Consider the following 15,033-nt stretch of genomic DNA (forward strand, 5'->3'; position numbering starts at 1 on the left):
CTCCCTCCGAACCGGGGGAGATCAGGGCGAGCTTCAGGCCTATCCCTTGAGCGCGACCTTGCCCTTGCGGCCGGGCTCGCCACTGGCGCGGGCTGCTTCTGCCGCGTCGGCCAGTTCGTAAACAGCCGCCACGGGCAGCTTGAGCTTGCCGCTTGCAGCGGCCGTCACCAGCTCACCGATCATCTTGCCGACGAGCTCTTGCCCAATACGGGCTCGAGCCCCCCAGAACCCACGCACCGTTGTTTGCTTGAACAGGATGGCGGCCGACGACAGGGTGATCGGCTTGCCAGTAAGATTGCCGAAAGCAACGACTTCAGCATGCTCTGCTGCCACACTGAGCAGCGCCTCAGGACCATCGCCACCCAAGGAATCCAGCCCACGCACGATCGGCGCACCGCCGGTAATCGCCTTGACCTGATCACGCCAATCGGCGGCTTCGGTCGAGACCGCGTTGCCGATCCCCTGCGCCTTGAGCTCGGCCACGCCCGCATCGCGGCGCACCAGATTAATCACGTTCACCCCGGCTTCGGCGGCGAAGTGATTGATCAGCTTACCGACTGCGCCATTGGCAGCGTTCTGGATCATCCAGTCACCCGGTTTCACTCCGAGATCCGACAGGATCATCTTGGCGCTCAGCGGCATGGAAATCAGCTGACAGGCCGTTGCGTCGTCAACACTGTCCGGCACTGGAATCTGCCGCGTGGCATCGCCGAGATAATACTCTGCCCAGGCCTCGCTCGCGCCGCCCATAACTCGCTGGCCGACGGCCAGATGCGTGACACCCTCGCCCAGGGCATCAACGACGCCCACGGCTTCTGTGCCCGGCACCGCCGGCAGCGCTGGTTTGACGCCATAGACGCCCTCAATGGTCGACAGATCGTGATTGTGGATGGGCGATAGCAGCAGCTTGATCCGAACCTGTCCTTTACCCGGCCGCGGCAGCTCGCGCTCGGCAAGTTTGAGAACCTTGGTGGGATCGCCGAATTCGGAAAAGCTGACACTGCGCATGATGGTTTTGGCCCTTTGTTGCTGTGCCTGCCATGTGGGCGCTCGCAGGGGCCTTTGCAACCGCCGCCCGCCCCGCTAAACCTCCGCGCACTATGGGAGATCACGCATGAGCACGAAGAAAGTCCGCTGGGGCATCCTTTCCACCGCTAATATCGGCATGGAGAAAGTAACGCCGGGCATCCAGAAATCGGCCCATTCCGAAGTCGTCGCCATCGCTTCGCGTGACCTGGGCAAGGCGCAGCAGGCTGCCACCGAGCTCGGCATCCCCAAGGCTTATGGCTCCTATGAGGAGCTCTTCGCCGATCCCGATATCGACGCCATCTACAATCCACTCCCCAACCACTTGCACGTGCCCATGACGGTCGCGGCCGCCAAAGCGGGTAAGCATGTGCTGTGCGAAAAACCCATCGCCCTCAACGCCGCCGATGCCGAGGCGCTGCGCGAATGCCCGCCCGACCGCATCGTGCTCGAAGCCTTCATGATCCGCTTCCACCCGCAATGGGAGCGCGCCCGCGAGATCATCCGCTCGGGCGAGCTGGGCGATGTCCGCGCCATCAATGCTGTTTTCACCTATTTCAACGACGACCCGGCCAATGTGCGCAATCAAGCCGATATTGGCGGCGGCGGCATCATGGATATCGGCTGTTACCCCATCACAGCGGCCCGTTTTCTGTTTGAAAACGAACCCAAGCGCGTCGTCTCCCTCGTCGAACGCGACGACCGCTTTGGCACTGATCGCCTCGCCAGCGTGCTGGCTGATTTCGGCGCAGGTCGCCAGCTCAACTTCATCTGCTCCACCCAGACCACGCCGCATCAGCGCGTGCAGGTGCTCGGCAGTAAGGCCAAGCTCGAGATCACCATCCCCTTCAACGCCCCGCCCGACCAGCATACCGCAATCACCATTGATAGTGGCGCATCACTGGATGGCTCGCTGGCGCGTCGCGAAATCCTGCCCGCCTGCGACCAATATACTGAACAGGCCGAAGCCTTCGCGCTGGCCGTGCTCGGCGAGAAGCCGTTGCCCTGGGGCATCGAAGACGCCATTGCCTCGATGAAGGTACTGGACGCCATTTATGCCAGCGAGAAAGCTGGCGGCTGGGTCAGCGTCTAGGCACCATACCTGAGAGAGCGGGGCGAAATCGAATGTCTGATCGCGTCCTGCTCACCGGGATTTCTGGCTATCTCGGCGGCCACATTGCACTGCAATTGCTGAATGCTGGCTACACCGTGCGCGGCAGCCTGCGCGATCTGGCGCGCGCCGACAGGGTGCGCGAAACGCTGTCCCGCGCAGGTGTCTCCACCTCGGGCCTTGAATTCGTCGCGCTCGATTTGTCCAAGAACGAGGGATGGTCGGCAGCAGCGCGTGACTGCCGCTTCGTGCTGCACACCGCCTCGCCTCTCGTGCTGCGCATGCCTAAAAACAGGATGGAGCTTATTGGCCCGGCGGTCGCCGGAACCGAGCGCGCCCTGACGGCAGCGCTCGATGCCGATGTAGAGCGCGTCGTGCTGACGAGCTCCATGGCCGCCATTGCCTATGGCCACGAGACCCCGCATCCCGAGCCCTACACCGCCGATGAATGGACCAATCTTAGTGGACGCGGCATCAACGCCTACCAACGCTCCAAGACCCTTGCCGAACAGCGCGCTTGGGAGATCATGGATCGCGCCGGTCGACACCATGCGCTTGCAGCAATCAATCCCGCCGTCATTCTCGGCCCAGTTCTGGATCATGACGCGGGCACCTCGGCGCAACTGGTGCTGCGGCTGCTGAACGGCTCTGTGCCGGGACTTCCCCGCATTCCCATCACTGCCGTCGATATCAGAGACGTCGCGGCCGCCCATGTCGCCGCCATGACCAGTCCCGAGGCCGGGGGGCAACGTTTTCCCATGGGCGAAGAGGTTATCCAGTTGCGCGACGCAGCCCAGATCCTGCGCCAAAACTTTCCCAAGCGCCCCGTTCCGCAGCTCAACATTCCAGACTGGGTGGTCCGTCTCTACGCTCTGTTCGACAGCGACGTGCGCTCCAGCATCACCGAGCTCGGCACTCCCAAACACCTCGACAGCAGCGCTGCCATTGCCCTGCTCGGTCACCCCCTGATCGCACTGGAAGCCTCGCTGCTGGCAACCGCCGAAAGCCTCATTGCCCAGGGCCTCGTCTAGCCAAGCCGAATTCAGCGCAACGCCTCTTGCCGCGCGCTCAGATGATGTCAATATCAGCCCCATCGGAACGGGGCTGTAGCTCAGTTGGGAGAGCGCGTCGTTCGCAATGACGAGGTCAGCGGTTCGATCCCGCTCAGCTCCACCATTCCGATCGGTTCACCAGTTATTTCACTTTTCCATCTGCCGCCAAACGTGCGGCTGATCGTTCGAAGCCTTCCGTGATGGCAATCTTCATGGCGGCGCGGGCGGCGTCGGGGTCCTTGTTGGCAATGGCCTCGGCGATGCGGCGATGGGTGAGGACCGCAATCCGCAGCAGGTTCGCGTCTTCCACCGGGGAGCTGATGGTGAAGGATGCGGTCAGAGCCAGCTCCACCAGCGCACTGATTGATGCCATGAAGGGATTGCCCGACGCCTGCGCTACCGCGTGGTGGAAGGCCAGATCGGTGCGGGCGAAATCTTCGGCGGTGCGCGCTTCGCCCATGCGGTCGGCCCAGGCGAGCAATTGCTCGGCCTGTGCATCGCTACGGCGTTGAGCGGCGAGCGCCGAGGCTTCGAGCTCAATGCCGATGCGCACTTCGGCAAGACTCTGCAGGAACTCGACATCGGGCCCGATTTCAAAGTGCCATGCCAGCACATCAGCATCGAACAGGTTCCAGCGCTGGCGCGGCAGCACGCGGGTGCCGATACGAGCGCGGGCTTCGATCATGCCCTTGGCCGACAAGGTCTTGAGCGCCTCGCGGAGCACGGTGCGCGACACGGAAAACTGCTGCAGCAGATCGCTGTCTGCCGGCAGGATCGAGCCCTCGGGATAATCCCCTCGCACGATCGAGACGCCCAATTGCCACAGCACCTGCGAATGCAGATTGCGCAATGGCGCGCGCCCCGAAATGACGGCGATCAATTCCCCCGTCGTCCGCACACGTCCTTCAAGTCTGGCCATATCGCTCCCCAACCCAAGGCGCACCTAAACATGGGCGCATTAGTCGTACAATTGATTTTAGCGGCGTGCTGTGGACAGCGCGGGACCGGCTGCGCCATTGTGCCCCCGACTTTCTCAAGGATTCGATAGCCATGACAGCCGCTACCTCCGTTCAAACTTCTCTCGACCGAGTTCTCGCCGAAGTCGATGCAGGTCTCGAACAGAGCCTTGAGCGGCTTTATACGCTGCTGCGCATCAAATCCATATCGACCGACCCGGCCTACGCCGCCGAATGTCAGCGCGCAGCCGACTGGATCGCGGCAGAACTGAACGGCCTTGGCTTTGAAGCTGCGGCGCGCCCAACGCCTGGTCACCCGGTTGTGGTTGCACATGGCCCCAAACAGGACGGCACCCATGTGCTGTTTTATGCGCACTACGATGTGCAGCCCGTCGACCCCCTCAATCTCTGGCACACCGATCCGTTTGAGCCTGTGCTCAAGACCGACGCCAATGGCCGCCAGGTCATCGTGGCGCGCGGCGCTTCGGACGACAAGGGTCAGATGATGACCTTCATCGAAGCCTGCCGCGCCTGGAAGAAAGCGACGGGATCGCTGCCCGTGCAGATCTCGCTAATGCTGGAAGGCGAAGAGGAAAGCGGTGGCAAAAACCTGCCCCCATTCATGGAGGCCAATCGCGCAGAACTCGGCGCAGCCGATATCGCGCTCGTCTGCGACACTGATATGTGGGATCGCCAGACCCCCTCGATCACCACCATGCTGCGCGGCCTCGTCGCCGAGGAAATCGAGATCTCCTGCGCCTCGCTGGACCTTCATTCCGGTATGTTCGGCAATGCTGCACGCAACCCCAATCAGCTACTGGCCGAGATTATCTCCAGCCTGCGCAACCCCGATGGCAGCGTCGCCATCGAGGGCTTTTATGACGATGTCGCTGAAATCAGCCCCGAGCTGAAAGCCCAATGGCAGGGCCTCGGCTTTGATCAGGCTGGGTTCCTCGGCGATGTGGGGCTGTCGGTTCCAGCTGGCGAGCAGGGCCGCTCGGTCCTCGAAACCATCTGGGCGCGCCCAACCTGCGAAATCAACGGAATGAGCGGCGGCTATACCGGCGACGGCTTCAAAACCGTCATTCCGGCCAAGGCCAGCGCCAAGATTTCCTTCCGTCTGGTCTCGGGCATGCAACCAGAAAAAATCCGCGCTGCGTTCCGCAAACATGTTCAGGACCGCTTGCCTGCCGATTGCACGGTGAGCTTTAGCAATCACGGTGGCTCGCCCGCCATTACCGTTCCCGACGATGGCATCTATCTGCGTCAGGCGCTCGACGGGCTGTCCGGGGAATGGGACAAGAAGGCCGTCATCACCGGATCGGGCGGTTCCATCCCGGTGGTTGGTGAGTTCAAGAACATCCTGGGTCTCGATAGCCTGCTGATCGGCTTCGCCCATGTCGACGACGCCATCCACAGCCCCAACGAGAAATACGATCTCGAAAGCTATCACCGCGGCATCCGCGCATGGGTGCGCGTACTGGCTGCATTTGCCAGCTAGGCTCAGATGTCCCCGGATCACCTCCGGGGACTTTTTTCATTCAGGCAAAGATTACGGCCACCAGCGCAATTAAAGCGGGCACGGTCTGGACGAGGAGGATTTTGCGGGTGGATGTTGCCGCGCCGTAAATCCCGGCGATCGCCACGCAGGCGAGAAAGAAAATGCAGATCTGCCAGCCAAATTCACGGTCGGGATGCAAGACACCCCAGATCAACCCGGCGGCCAGAAACCCATTATAGAGCCCCTGATTGGCCGCCAGCACCTTGGTGTCACGCGCGAATTCAGGCGTCAGGCCGAACGCCTTCTGCCCGCGCGGGCTCGACCACTGGAACATCTCCAAAAACAGAATGTAGATATGGATCAGCGCGACAAGGGCCACGAGAACGGCAGCAACAATCATCATTTGCTTTGATCTTTCCACGTTGGTCGCGGCGGCGTCCCCATGAGTGCCGGCGCAAAACCAAGGCTCACTGTGCCTGTCAGACAAGGGCCCGGCAAGGTCTTCCCCCAGACCGCGCCGGAGCCCATTTTCAGATCGACAGCTTAGGCTGGTTGCCCACCGATGGACTGGACGGCCTTGGCACCGGCTGCAATGCCGGCACCAAGAGCAGCCTCTTCGGCCTGTCCCGCCAGATGGGCGGCAATGAACCCCGCAGCGAAGGCATCGCCGGCGCCAGTTGAATCCAGCACGGTGACAATGGGCGCAGGCAGTGACAGACGCACGCCGTCCTTACCGCCAAGCGCTGCACCATAACGACCGCGCTTGATCACGACATTGCCGAAGCGCTGCCCTAGCGCGCTCATCTGCGCTTCAAACTCAGCCTCGGCACAAAGCGTTTCCGCTTCACTCTCATTGGCAAAGAGCCAATCAGCACCTTCGGTCCATTCGAGGAAATTGGCGGCGCCAACCTCCTCAAGGAAACCGACCGACGCAGGATCGATGGCAACGGCAATGCCGCGCGCCTTGGCCTCTGCCAGAAGGGCGCGGACTGCGAGCCGGGGCTTGGGCGCAAAAAAGCTATAGCCTGAGACCATGACCATGCTGATGCCTTCGAGCAAATCGACGGTCAGATCAGCCGAGCACAGATTGAGATTGGCACCGCGGTCCGTAAGGAAGCTGCGCTCGCCGTCCGGATCCACGATGGTCACCAGCGCACCGGAGGCCTGCTCGGCGTCGCCGATCAGCGCGGGAGAAACGTGGCGCTGGCGGAAAAAGCCCTCGTAATACTCCAGATCGTCGGCTCCGACGCGCGCTGCAAAGCGCACGTCGGCACCCATGGCCCCCAACCAGACGGCCTGGTTAGCGCCCGAGCCACCAGGGCGCGACCGCACCCTGGCGCGGCGGTCGCTACCCTTGACGATTGGTCCCTCAGGCACCGCGATGATATCCGTCATCACGTCGCCGACGACGAGGATGCGGCTCATGCGCGACGAACAGCAGGCTTTGGCGCATCGTTGCGGGCAGCCAGTGCAACGGCGATGCCAGCAGCAACCTTGGCGTTGTTTTCCACCAGCGCGATATTGGCGACCAGCGACTTGCCGTCGGTGAGCTCGAAAATACGCTTGAGCAGGAATGGCGTCAGCGCCTTGCGCGACACGCCTTCAGTTTCCGCGCCCTTGATGGCTTCGGCAATGCGCGCTTCGATGGCTGCGGGATCCAGCGCATCAGCTTCGGGGATCGGGTTGGCAACGAGCACGCCGCCCATGCCCAGATCGGTTTGCATGGCGACAACCTTGGCAATGTCGGCGACGTCGTCAAAACGATGGTCGACCTTGTGGCCGCTCTGGCGCGCCCAGAAAGCCGGGAAATCTTCAGTGCCATAGCCGAGCACGGGAACACCGTTGGTCTCGAGCACTTCGAGGGTCTTGGCGATATCAAGGATCGACTTGGCGCCAGCACAAACGACGCAAACGGGCGTGCGGCTCAACTCCTGCAAGTCGGCCGAGATATCGAACGTGTCTTCGGCGCCACGGTGCACGCCGCCAATGCCGCCGGTGGCGAACACATGGATGCCAGCGAGCGCGGCGATCTGCATGGTGGTGGCAACGGTGGTACCGGCGATTTCGCCCTTAACCAGAAGCGAAGCGACATCGCGACGGCTAGCCTTGGCAGCCTTGCCACCGGTCTGGGCCAGACGCTCAAGATCTTCACCCGATACGCCAACGCAGAAACGACCATCCATGATCGCGATCGTGGCAGGAACCGCGCCGTTCTGGCGGATCACATTTTCCACATTCTGCGCCATTTCCAGGTTCTGCGGATAAGGCATGCCATGGGTAATAATGGTGGATTCCAGCGCCACGACAGGCTTGCCGGCAGCGAGTGCCTGCTTGACCTCGGGGCTGATCGACAAATAGGCCTTGGCGCTCATGGGATAGGACTCCGGTATGTCTCAAAATACGGGCATGAAATGCCCTTGTTAGCGCGGGTTTTGGGCCCTAATGCCACAGGGCGTCAAGCCCCGCAAAAACATGCCCCCAAATCCCTTGTCCCTCTGAAGTTTTGGCTCTAGGTTGCCATTATAAACACCACAGGAAAGGGCACTTCGCTGAAGACGACCATTGTTGATCGCGCAATCTGCGCTGATCGATACGCGCCCCGCTCCGGGCTCAGTACAGCGACGTGTTCCAGCGCTTTCGAGCGCTCTTTTTTCGTAGCGCCTTTGCAGTCGACCCACGTTTCACGGGGCACTCCAAGATGAGCGCCCACGCCTGATATCGTCCGCGCTTTTGCGCAGTCGCCCCTTTGCCGCGCCAAGTAGCGCCGCTCACTCACAAAAGACCAACCTTTTCCGCACAGGAGCTCATTTCCAGATGAACAAGTCGCTCGCACTTGCCCTCGGCGCCCTCATGGTCGCCAGCCCGGCACTGGCCCAGGAAGAAGCCGTTCTCAACGTCTATAACTGGTCCGATTATATCGCCGCCGACACCATCGCCAATTTTGAAGCCGAAACCGGCATCAAGGTGAACTACGACGTTTACGACAATAACGAGATCGTTGACGCCAAGCTGCTGGCCGGCAATTCGGGCTATGACATCGTTGTGCCAAGCGGCAATTTCCTTGAACGCCAGATCAAGGCAGGCCTGCTGCTCGCGCTCGACAAGTCCAAGCTGCCGAACCTTGCCAACCTCGATCCGGCCGTGATGACTACCGCTGCCAGCCAGGATCCAGGCAACGATCATGGCGTGCCCTACATGATCAACACCATCGGCTATGGCTACAATGTCGAAAAGGTGAAGGCAGCGCTGGGCGATGACGCGCCGACCGATAGCTGGGACCTGCTGTTCAAGCCCGAATATGCTGAAAAGCTCGCATCCTGCGGCATCGCCTTGCTGGACAGCCCGTCCGAAGTCACCGGCATCATGCTGAACTATCTCGGCCTTGATCCAAACTCGGAAAATGACGAGGACTTGGCCAAGGCGGAAACCGCGCTTGCCGCCATCAAGCCCTATGTACGCTACTTCAACTCGTCCAAGTACATTGACGATCTGGGCAACGGCGAAATTTGCGTGGCGCTTGGCTATTCGGGTGACGTGTTCATCGCCGCCGACGCCGCTTCTGCCGCCAACCACGGCGTTGAAGTCCAGTATGTCATTCCAAAGGAAGGCGCTGCGACGCTGTTCGACTTCTTGGCTATTCCCGCCGATGCGCCGCATCCGGACAATGCCCACAAGTTCATCAACTACATCCTCGAGCCCGAGGTTGTCGCGGCGATCACCAATTACGTGTTCTACGCAAACCCCAATCTGAAGGCGACCGAGTTCGTGGACGACGAGGTCAAGAACAATCCGGGCATCTACCCGCCCGCTGAGACCATCGCGAAGGCCTTTGTGCTCAATGCCCACAGCCCAGACTATGAAGAGGTCTTGACCCGCACCTGGACCCGCATCAAAACCGGCCAGTAATCAACCAAGGGGCGGCGCCAGCCGCCCCTTCCGACTTTAGCCACCTTCAAGGCGCCGGGATCATCGCCAACGGCGACCCTGACGCAGGACTTACGGCCTTTCGCCGCCAGAGTAGAGTTTACAGAGCCCATGGCTAAAAAGCCCCAGCTTGCAATCGACACCCGTCCCTGGCGCGACCCTGCAGCCAAGCCGTTTGTCCGCATCAAGAATGTCACCAAGAAATTCGGCGACGTCTTTGCAGTGAGCGATGTGTCGCTCGATATCTACAAGTCCGAGCTGTTCTGCTTGCTGGGCGGCTCGGGCTCGGGCAAGTCGACGCTGCTGCGCATGTTGGCTGGCTTTGAAGAACCCACCAGCGGCAGCATCGAAATCGATGGTCAGGACATGACGTCGGTGGCGCCCTATAACCGCCCCGTCAACATGATGTTCCAGTCCTATGCGCTGTTCCCGCATATGAATGTCGAGCAGAACATTGCCTATGGCCTCAAGCGCGATGGCCTACCCAAGGGGGAAATCGCCGACCGCGTCGCCGAGCTTTTGACCCTGGTCAAGCTGCAGGACTATGGCCAGCGCAAGCCCCATCAGCTTTCCGGCGGTCAGCGCCAGCGCGTGGCGCTCGCCCGGGCACTCGCCAAGCGTCCCAAACTGCTACTCCTCGACGAGCCCCTCGGCGCGCTCGACAAGAAGCTGCGCGAAGAGACCCAGTTCGAGCTGGTCAAGATTCAGGAAACGCTGGGCGTGACCTTCATCGTGGTGACCCACGATCAGGAAGAGGCAATGAGCCTTGCCACCCGTATCGGTGTGATGAACCAAGGTGAAATCGCCATGATTGGCGAACCCACCGACATTTATGAATTCCCCAACTCCAAATTCGTTGCGGGCTTCATCGGCTCGGTCAACATGGCCGAAGGCATCGTCATCGAAGACGAACCCGACCATGTCCGCATCCGCTCGGCCGAGCTGGGCTGCGATATCTATGTCGGCCATGGCGTCGATTGCGCGCCCGACCAGCTGTTGTGGTGGGCTATCCGCCCCGAGAAGATCCAGCTGAGCCGTGAGAAGCCAGAGAGCCCGTTCGATGCCAATGTCACCAAGGGCATGGTCGAGGAAATCGGCTATCTGGGCGATATGAGCGTCTATCAGATCCTGCTCGAAAGCGGCAAACGCCTGCGCGTCACCCAGACCAATACGGTGCGTGGCAACCCAGATTCCATCACCTGGGATGAAGAAGTCTATCTCACCTGGGGCGACAGCTCCGGATCGGTGCTGACGGTATGAGCTCGTTCGATAGCGAACTGCCACCCCCACCCCGCCGCCGGCCATGGACTATGGTCGAGCGTGGGCTTGCGGCTGTCGGCATCTCGGGCAAGGCACTGGTTATCGCGGCGCCAGCCATCTGGCTCACCGTATTCTTTCTGGTGCCGCTGCTGGTGGTGTTCGGCATCTCGTTGTCGGTCAAACAGTTCGGCCGTCCACCCTACACGCCGCTTCTGACGACCGAAGGCGGCACGGTGCAGCTGACGCTGCATCTGTCGAACTATCTGCGCCTGTTCACCGACAACCTCTATGTTGCGGCCTATCTCAGCTCGATCAAGATCGCTTTCATCTCGACAGTGATCACCCTGATCATCGGCTATCCGATGGCCTATGCCATCGCCCGTGCCCCCGATCAGTGGCGCAATATCCTGCTCATGCTGGTGATCCTGCCATTCTGGAGCTCATTCTTGCTGCGCGTTTATGCGCTGAGCGGCTTCATGAGCGGCAATGGCGTCATCAATCAGCTGCTCGGCGTGTTCGGCATTCCGCCCGTGGTGATGATGCAGACCGACTTCGCCGTCTATGTCGGCATCGTCTATACCTACCTGCCCTTCATGATCTTGCCGCTCTACACCAATCTGGTGAAGCTCGATGGCGCACTGCTGGAGGCGTCGGCTGATCTCGGCGCCCGCCCGCTCCGCACGTTCCTCTCGATCACGCTGCCGCTATCCATGCCCGGCATCATCGCCGGGTCCATGCTGGTGTTCATTCCGGCGATTGGAGAATTCGTTATTCCATCGCTCCTCGGTGGACCAAGCACGCTGATGATCGGCCGCGTCCTGTGGGACGAATTCTTTGCCAATACCAACTGGCCCCGCGCCGCCGCCGTTGCCATTGCCATGCTGGTGGCCGTGGTCATTCCCATCATGCTCTTGCAGCGCGCTCAGGACGCGGTGCAGGACAATGAGATGAGCAAGTAGATGTTCCGTCGCGGCTGGTTTCTTCCCATCGCAGCAAGCCTGGGTTTCGTGTTCCTCTACGCGCCCATCATCTCGCTGGTGGTGTTCTCGTTTAACGAAAACCGACTGGTCACCATTTGGTCGGGCTTTTCGACCAAATGGTACGGTGCGCTCTTTGCGGACCCACAGATGCTGGGCGCGGCCTGGCTGAGCCTGCAGATCGCTTTCTTCAGCGCCACCATTGCGCTGGTGCTGGGCACGCTGTGCGCTGTGGCCCTTGTGCGGTTCCGCAAGTTTCGGGGCCGCACCGTGCTGGCTGGTACCGTTTCGGCGCCTCTGGTCATGCCAGACGTCATCACCGGCCTTGCACTGCTGCTGTTGTTCGTTGCGATGGAAAGCACGCTGGGCTGGCCCGCTGGACGCGGCATCGTCACCATTATCATCGCGCACTCCACCTTCTGCATGGCCTATGTCTGCGTCGTCGTGCAGTCGCGTCTTGCCGATTTCGACATGAGCCTTGAAGAAGCAGCCATGGATCTGGGCGCAAGCCCGGTGCGGGTGTTCTTCGATATCACCTTGCCCATCATCGCCCCGGCGCTGGTCTCGGGATGGCTTTTGGCCTTCACGCTCTCGCTCGACGATCTGGTTATTGCCAGCTTTGTCTCGGGCCCGGGCTCGTCCACCCTGCCTATGGTCATCTTCTCCAAGGTCAAGCTGGGCGTATCACCCGACGTCAACGCGCTAGCCACCATCATTATCGGCATCGTGGCGCTCGGCGTCTTTGCCGCCACAATTCTGCAGCTCCGCTCGCGCCCAAAAAAGGCGCGGGCCTGAGGCCAGAACCGATCGCTAGCGTGACAAGAGTGTGACACTAGACAGATCGAAAAAATCGGCGCACCATTCTTGCATGTTCAACCAACGTGAAGGAGGTGATCCAATGTCTTATGAGATTACGGCGCTCGAAGAAGGTCTTGGATTTGTAGTGCTGGCGCGGGAGGTTCTCGGCTAGCACTAAACCTCCAGGCCCTCGAGGCCGAAACTCAGGAAGGGCTGCCCTCAAGGGCAGCCCTTTTTTATTGCGCGCTTGACGTCAGCGCCCAACCCATTGATACCGCTGCCGAGACTACTGGAGACGCCTCATGTCCTCGGCCAATTTCGTGCTGACCCTGTCCTGCGCCGATCGCCCCGGCATCGTTGCTGCAGTGACCACCGAGCTTGCCGCGCTCGACGCCAATATCGCTGAATCCAACCAGTTCTGGGATCGCGAGACCGGTCGCTTTTTCATGCGCCTGGCTTTCGCCGCGCCCGCTGGCGTGACCAGCGAGACCATTGAGCGCGCGCTGAAATCCCCCATCGAACGCTTCTCGATGAAGACCACCCTGGTCGCCGAGAGCCGTCGCAAGCGCATCGTCATTCTCGTCAGCAAGTTCGACCACACCTTGCTGCATCTGCTCTATCAGATCCGCGTCGGCTGGCTCGATGCCGATGTTGCGGCGATCATCTCCAACCACCCCGATGCCGAAAAGATCGCGCGCGATGCCGGTATTCCGTTCCACCTGCTGCCGGTGACCAAGGACACCAAGGCCGCGCAGGAAGAACAGGTGCTGGCCATCGTCAAGCAGTCCGAAGCCGATATCGTGGTGCTGGCACGTTACATGCAGGTGCTGTCTGATAACCTCTCCACTCGTCTGTTCGGTCAGGTCATCAACATCCACCACTCGTTCCTGCCGAGCTTCAAGGGCGCAAAGCCCTATCATCAGGCCCATGAGCGCGGCGTCAAGATCATCGGCGCGACTGCGCACTATGTGACGCCAGACCTCGACGAAGGCCCGATCATTGAGCAGGAAACAGCGCGCGTGACCCATGCCATGAGCCCGGATGATCTGGTGGCCGCAGGCCGCGATATCGAAAGTCGTGTGCTGGCGCGCGCCGTCAAGCTGCACCTTGAAAGCCGTGTCATGCTCAATGGCAAAAAGACCGTGGTGTTCGGCTAGTCCAGAAGAACCCGGGGCTGCCACCAGCGCGGGCAGCCATCCTCAAAGGAATGGCTCAGGGGCTTTAGTGCCTCTGCGCCCGGCTCGTCAAATGAGCCCACCAGCAAGGCAATGGTCGGCGCATCATCAATCGCGCCGATCGAGCTGCCACAAGCTGGGCAAAACGCCCGGCTGGAATAGTCCGACGAGCGAAAGATGGACGGCTTGCCCCCAGCGCTCAACCATTTCACCTGATCGCTGGGAAACTCCACCCAGGCCACCGTTAGCGCGCCACTATGCTGCTGGCAGAACCGGCATGAGCAGCTGTGCGGATTGCCCGGTTCGCCCCGAGCTTCAAAACGAATGCCGCCACACAGGCAGCCGCCGGAATAGATTTCAGTCAAACAGGCAATTCCTCAAGGCGGAGCGAGTCAGCAAGGCTGGTCTGGTCGAGCACCTCGCGCGTCGCCAGCGTCACCCGCTCAAACACGTGACGGACCTCGCAGGAGGCTTCCTCGCGACAGTCTTCGCACTTGCGATAGGCGATTTTGGAAAGGCATGGCAAGGGGGCGATCGGCCCGTCGATCAGGCGCAGCACATCGCCATACATGATGCGCTCGGGCGCCATCAGCAGCTCATAGCCGCCTGCCCGGCCACGGCGGCTGGCAACGTAGCCAGCACGCTTGAGTTCCAGCAGGATCTGCTCGAGGAACTTCTTGGGGATCGACTGTTCTTTGGAGATCTCGCCGATCATCATGGTCTCACCGCGCCCGGTGCGGGCCAGTGACACCAGGGCGCGCAGCGCATATTTGGCTTTTTGCGAGATCATTTGCCTAACTCCCCAAGGCCATTTCCAGCCTCTGGACTCACGTCAAGCGGACAATAGCAACCCGCCTGAACTTGGCGCTGACCCAATCCTTTGACAAGAGCTAGTTTTTCGGCTCTGGCGTCACCGGGGGCACAATATTCTCAGGCTTTTGCTCTGGATGGACTGTCGCTTCATCTTCCCCAGTTTCGGGTATTTCTGTGGCTTCAGCGTCCTCAGGGGGCGGCAGGATAATCACCTCTGGCAGAGCCGCCGCAGATGGTGCCTCCGGCTTGTCCTCTTCAGGCTTTACAGCCACATCAATATCGGACGCGGCCACCGCCTGAGTGGGCTCTTCTGACCCGACAAATTCGTCAATCTCCGCTGGCGCCTCGCCGAAGGTGGGCGGCGGTTCGACCACCTCGAGTGTGGCAGCAGGCGGAACTTCTGCCTCAGCCGGCGGCGGCAATGGGATCACTGTTTCGCT

The 15,033-nt window shown here is 60.9% G+C and carries 15 protein-coding genes and 1 tRNA gene; 9 read left to right on the forward strand and 7 right to left on the reverse strand.

Translation table 11 applies throughout. The annotated features are described in order from the left end of the window. Positions 1–39: 39 nt before the first annotated feature. On the reverse strand, positions 40–1,008 hold the full coding sequence (locus tag WH87_RS15055; protein ID WP_046140759.1) for a zinc-binding dehydrogenase: 969 nt from the start codon (positions 1,006–1,008) through the stop codon (positions 40–42). Positions 1,009–1,114: 106 nt separating this feature from the next. Here WH87_RS15055 and WH87_RS15060 point away from each other — a divergent pair, with 106 nt between their 5' ends. The 3 genes from WH87_RS15060 to WH87_RS15070 all read left to right on the forward strand — a co-directional run bounded on the left by WH87_RS15060 (position 1,115) and on the right by WH87_RS15070 (position 3,313). Beyond that, positions 1,115–2,119, forward strand: a complete 1,005-nt coding sequence (locus tag WH87_RS15060; RefSeq protein WP_046140758.1) for a Gfo/Idh/MocA family protein — start codon at positions 1,115–1,117, stop codon at positions 2,117–2,119. 32 nt (positions 2,120–2,151) lie between these two features. Further along, positions 2,152–3,168, forward strand: coding sequence for an SDR family oxidoreductase (locus WH87_RS15065; RefSeq protein ID WP_046140757.1), 1,017 nt, complete (start codon positions 2,152–2,154; stop codon positions 3,166–3,168). Positions 3,169–3,237: 69 nt separating this feature from the next. Then, a tRNA-Ala gene (locus WH87_RS15070) sits at positions 3,238–3,313 on the forward strand. An 18-nt stretch (positions 3,314–3,331) separates the two neighbouring features. Here WH87_RS15070 and WH87_RS15075 read toward each other — a convergent pair. Beyond that, positions 3,332–4,108: a FadR/GntR family transcriptional regulator gene (locus tag WH87_RS15075; protein WP_046140756.1), complete on the reverse strand. Its 777-nt coding sequence runs from the start codon at positions 4,106–4,108 to the stop codon at positions 3,332–3,334. A 131-nt stretch (positions 4,109–4,239) separates the two neighbouring features. Between WH87_RS15075 and WH87_RS15080 the strand changes: the two genes are divergently transcribed. Further along, positions 4,240–5,646 carry a M20/M25/M40 family metallo-hydrolase gene (locus WH87_RS15080; protein ID WP_046140755.1) on the forward strand — a complete coding sequence of 469 codons (1,407 nt, stop codon included), beginning with the start codon at positions 4,240–4,242 and terminating at the stop codon, positions 5,644–5,646. Between the two features lie 40 nt (positions 5,647–5,686). On the opposite strand, the gene WH87_RS15085 is transcribed toward WH87_RS15080, so the two are convergent. The 3 genes from WH87_RS15085 to WH87_RS15095 all read right to left on the reverse strand — a co-directional run bounded on the left by WH87_RS15085 (position 5,687) and on the right by WH87_RS15095 (position 8,018). Then, positions 5,687–6,043, reverse strand: a complete 357-nt coding sequence (locus WH87_RS15085) for a DUF1304 domain-containing protein (RefSeq protein ID WP_197410828.1) — start codon at positions 6,041–6,043, stop codon at positions 5,687–5,689. A 146-nt stretch (positions 6,044–6,189) separates the two neighbouring features. Beyond that, complete coding sequence (locus tag WH87_RS15090) at positions 6,190–7,071, reverse strand: carbohydrate kinase family protein (RefSeq protein WP_046140753.1); 882 nt, start codon at positions 7,069–7,071, stop codon at positions 6,190–6,192. After that, complete coding sequence (locus WH87_RS15095; RefSeq protein WP_046140752.1) at positions 7,068–8,018, reverse strand: pseudouridine-5'-phosphate glycosidase; 951 nt, start codon at positions 8,016–8,018, stop codon at positions 7,068–7,070. Before WH87_RS15095 ends, WH87_RS15090 begins: the two co-directional genes overlap by 4 nt. A 442-nt stretch (positions 8,019–8,460) precedes the next feature. Between WH87_RS15095 and WH87_RS15100 the strand changes: the two genes are divergently transcribed. The 5 genes from WH87_RS15100 to purU all read left to right on the forward strand — a co-directional run bounded on the left by WH87_RS15100 (position 8,461) and on the right by purU (position 13,762). Beyond that, the gene (locus WH87_RS15100; protein WP_046140751.1) at positions 8,461–9,552 is read left to right on the forward strand and encodes a polyamine ABC transporter substrate-binding protein; all 1,092 of its coding nucleotides are present in this window, start codon (positions 8,461–8,463) and stop codon (positions 9,550–9,552) included. Between the two features lie 129 nt (positions 9,553–9,681). Further along, entirely contained in the window at positions 9,682–10,830 is a 1,149-nt protein-coding gene (locus WH87_RS15105; protein ID WP_046140750.1) for an ABC transporter ATP-binding protein, read from the forward strand. 50 nt (positions 10,831–10,880) lie between these two features. Then, positions 10,881–11,789 carry an ABC transporter permease subunit gene (locus WH87_RS15110; protein WP_046173276.1) on the forward strand — a complete coding sequence of 303 codons (909 nt, stop codon included), beginning with the start codon at positions 10,881–10,883 and terminating at the stop codon, positions 11,787–11,789. Beyond that, positions 11,790–12,602 (forward strand): ABC transporter permease subunit, encoded by an 813-nt coding sequence (locus tag WH87_RS15115; RefSeq protein ID WP_046140748.1) that lies wholly within the window; start codon positions 11,790–11,792, stop codon positions 12,600–12,602. It begins immediately after the preceding gene. 305 nt (positions 12,603–12,907) lie between these two features. Beyond that, entirely contained in the window at positions 12,908–13,762 is an 855-nt protein-coding gene (gene purU / locus WH87_RS15120; RefSeq protein WP_046140747.1) for a formyltetrahydrofolate deformylase, read from the forward strand. Here purU and WH87_RS15125 read toward each other — a convergent pair. Both WH87_RS15125 and WH87_RS15130 read right to left on the reverse strand, forming a co-directional pair. Beyond that, positions 13,759–14,145, reverse strand: a complete 387-nt coding sequence (locus tag WH87_RS15125; protein WP_046140746.1) for a GFA family protein — start codon at positions 14,143–14,145, stop codon at positions 13,759–13,761. The genes purU and WH87_RS15125 overlap by 4 nt on opposite strands. After that, positions 14,142–14,570, reverse strand: coding sequence for an RrF2 family transcriptional regulator (locus WH87_RS15130; protein WP_046140745.1), 429 nt, complete (start codon positions 14,568–14,570; stop codon positions 14,142–14,144). Before WH87_RS15130 ends, WH87_RS15125 begins: the two co-directional genes overlap by 4 nt. Between the last annotated feature and the right edge of the window lie 463 nt (positions 14,571–15,033).

The sequence above is a fragment of the Devosia epidermidihirudinis genome, assembly GCF_000971295.1.
In the GTDB taxonomy this organism is placed as follows: Bacteria; Pseudomonadota; Alphaproteobacteria; order Rhizobiales; family Devosiaceae; genus Devosia; species Devosia epidermidihirudinis.